General features: G+C 63.3%; 3 protein-coding genes. 2 read left to right on the top strand and 1 reads right to left on the bottom strand.

The genetic code is table 11. From position 1 onward, the window contains the following. On the top strand, positions 1–1062 hold a 1062-nt coding region (locus AC1DWI_RS19275), incomplete at its 5' end, for a haloalkane dehalogenase (protein ID WP_477725479.1). Here the strand turns inward: AC1DWI_RS19275 and AC1DWI_RS19270 are convergent. Continuing rightward, complete coding sequence (locus AC1DWI_RS19270; RefSeq protein ID WP_477671639.1) at positions 1046–1654, bottom strand: trimeric intracellular cation channel family protein; 609 nt, start codon at positions 1652–1654, stop codon at positions 1046–1048. The two genes, AC1DWI_RS19275 and AC1DWI_RS19270, sit on opposite strands and share 17 nt — an antisense overlap. A 77-nt stretch (positions 1655–1731) precedes the next feature. On the opposite strand from AC1DWI_RS19270, the gene AC1DWI_RS19265 reads away from it, so the two are divergent. After that, on the top strand, positions 1732–2663 hold a 932-nt coding region (locus AC1DWI_RS19265; RefSeq protein WP_477725478.1), incomplete at its 3' end, for an LD-carboxypeptidase.

Here is a 2663-nt window from a genome sequence, read left to right as displayed (position 1 = left end):
CTGTTTGCCGAGTCCCGGCTGAACCACCAGACCCAACTGCAGGGCGGGGTGCTGGCTGCGGAATGCAGCGCACTGCTGCAGGAGTTCTTTCGCCGGCGCAGGGATGAGCAGCGCGAGGCATCGCGGCTGGCCCATCCGCTGCGCGAGGATGCATTGCGCACGCCCGACGCCGCGTTTGATGCCCTGCCGGGCTATCCCTGGCCGCCCCGTTATGTGAGCGACCTGCCGGCGCTGCAGGGGCTGCGCATGCATTACCTCGACGAAGGCGGCGGTGAGAACAAAGTGGGGGGAGGCGGCCTGACCTTTCTGTGCCTGCACGGCAACCCGGCCTGGAGCTACCTCTATCGCAAGATGATCCCGCCGCTGCTGCAGGCCGGGCACCGCGTTGTAGCTCCGGACATGGTCGGGTTTGGCAAAAGCGACAAGCCCAAGAAGGACAGCTTTCATAGCTTCACCGCCCATCGCCAGATACTGCTCGAGTTGGTAGAAAAACTGGATCTGCAGAACGTCGTGCTTGTGGTGCAGGACTGGGGCGGTTTGCTGGGCCTGACGCTGCCGATGGTCGTGCCGCATCGCTACAAAGGCCTGCTGGTCATGAACACCATGCTGGGCACCGGGGATGCTCCCTTGCCTGCAGGCTTTGTGGCCTGGCGCGAGATGTGCGCCAGGAACCCCGGGTTTGATGTGGCGCGCCTTTTTGCGCGTGGCAATCCGCAGATGAGTCCCGCAGAGTGCGCGGCCTACAACGCGCCGTTTCCGGACAAAGGTCATCGCGCCGCGCTGCGCGCGTTCCCGCCCATGGTGCCGGATGCACCTGATGCCGACGGCGCCGCCATTTCACGCCAGGCGCGCGCGTTCTGGCACAACGACTGGCCCGGCCGGACATTGATGGTGGTGGGTGTACAAGACCCGGTGCTGGGCCCGCCCGTCATGAAGGAGCTGCAAGCCCTGATCCGCGGTTGCGGCGAGCCCTTGATGCTGCCGCGGGCCGGCCACTTTGTGCAAGAGCACGGTGAGCCGATTGCGCAGCAAGCAGTGCGGTTTTTCAGTCCGCCAGCTTGAAGACCGGTAAATGCCAGCCCAGGAAGATGGCGCTCAGCCGCAGCGCCGCCACGGCCACCAGCCCAATGCCGAACGCCCAGGAGGGTCTCAGGCCCAAGGTCTTCAGAGCCAGGTACAGCACAATTCCGGCAATCGCCGCGCTGGCATAAATGTCCTGTCGCAGCAGCAGGGGGATCTGGTTGCTGCAGATGTCGCGCATCACGCCGCCGGCCACACCGGTCATGGTGCCCATCAACACCACGATGATGGGCGACAGCCGCGCCGCCTCGGCCAGCTGCGCACCTGAAAGGGCAAACAGGGCCAGGCCGAAGGCATCGGCCACCAGCAGGGCCTGCGCAGGAATCGGCAGGAGCTGTACATACAGCACTGTGCCCAGTGCCGCCGCGCAGATCACCAGCAGGTAGGTGGGGTTGGCCATCCAGAACACCGGGTGGCGGTTCATCAGCAAGTCCCGCAGGGTGCCTCCGCCGATGGCCGTCAGCGAGGCCAGGACCAGCACACCCAGCAAATCAAGCTGCAGGCGTCCCGCCGCCAGTGCGCCACTCACTGAAAACACGGCAACGCCGAGGAGGTCAAGCAGGTAAAGGAGCATGGTTGACCCGTTTATACCTTCTGCAATCCGCGGCAGGGAGGGGGCGAGGGCCTTCGCGGGATGGGATACTTGCATCTGTGAAAAAACATATCTACATCTATTCCCCTTCCAGCGCGGTGCGTGACAAAGCAGCTTTCAAGCGTGGCGTGAAGCGCCTCGAGTCCCAGGGACATGAAGTTGAAATCGATACCGATGCGCTGGCGCAGCATCAGCGTTTTGCCGGCGACGACGAAACCCGGCTTGCCTCTATTCACCGTGCGGCAGCCAGTGGGGCCGACATCGCCCTGATCTCCCGCGGCGGCTACGGCCTCACCCGCATCCTGCCGAAGATCAACTACAAGGCGGTCGCCAAGGCTGCCGCCGGAGGCACGCGTTTTGTGGGCCTGAGCGACTTCACGGCCTTTCAGATGGCCTTGCTGGCCAAAACCGGGGCGATGACCTGGGCCGGTCCCTCGCTGGACGACTTTGGCGCGGAAGCACCTGACGACATCATGGAAGCCTGCTTTGACGACCTGATCACGGGGCAGGGCGAAGGCACCGGCTGGCAGCTGCCCAAATCCGCTATGAATTTAATAGCCGCTTCCGCTCGTGGAGCAAAGGCTAGAGCCGGATTCACCATTAAAGACGCGGTATTCTGGGGTGGCAACCTGGCCATCCTGTCCGCGCTGGTGGGAACGCCCTATCTGCCGGCCGTCAAAGGCGGCATCCTGTTTGTCGAGGATGTCGGCGAACACCCTTATCGGGTGGAGCGCATGCTCACGCAACTGTTGCAAGCCGGCGTTCTGGCGCAGCAGAAGGCAATCATTTTCGGCCAGTTCACCAACTACAAACTGGCGCCGAATGACAAAGGCTTCAAGCTGGATACAGTCATTGCGTGGCTTCAGGAACAGGTGAAGGCACGTGTATTGACGGGCCTGCCGTTCGGGCACGTGCCAACCAAGGTCCTGCTGCCTGTGGGTTGCAAAACCAGCTTGGTGGTAGAAGACCGGGATGCCTTCCTGCTCTGGGG

Source organism: Polaromonas sp. P3_C2 (genome assembly GCF_056402675.1).
Note: the sequence above shows the minus strand (reverse complement) of the source record. Positions and strands in the feature narration are given on the sequence as shown.

Bases quoted from the DNA above. Each gene is read 5' to 3' on its own strand.
- AC1DWI_RS19270 (WP_477671639.1), bottom strand. From the start codon at position 1,654: ATGCTCCTTTACCTGCTTGACCTCCTCGGCGTTGCCGTGTTTTCAGTG.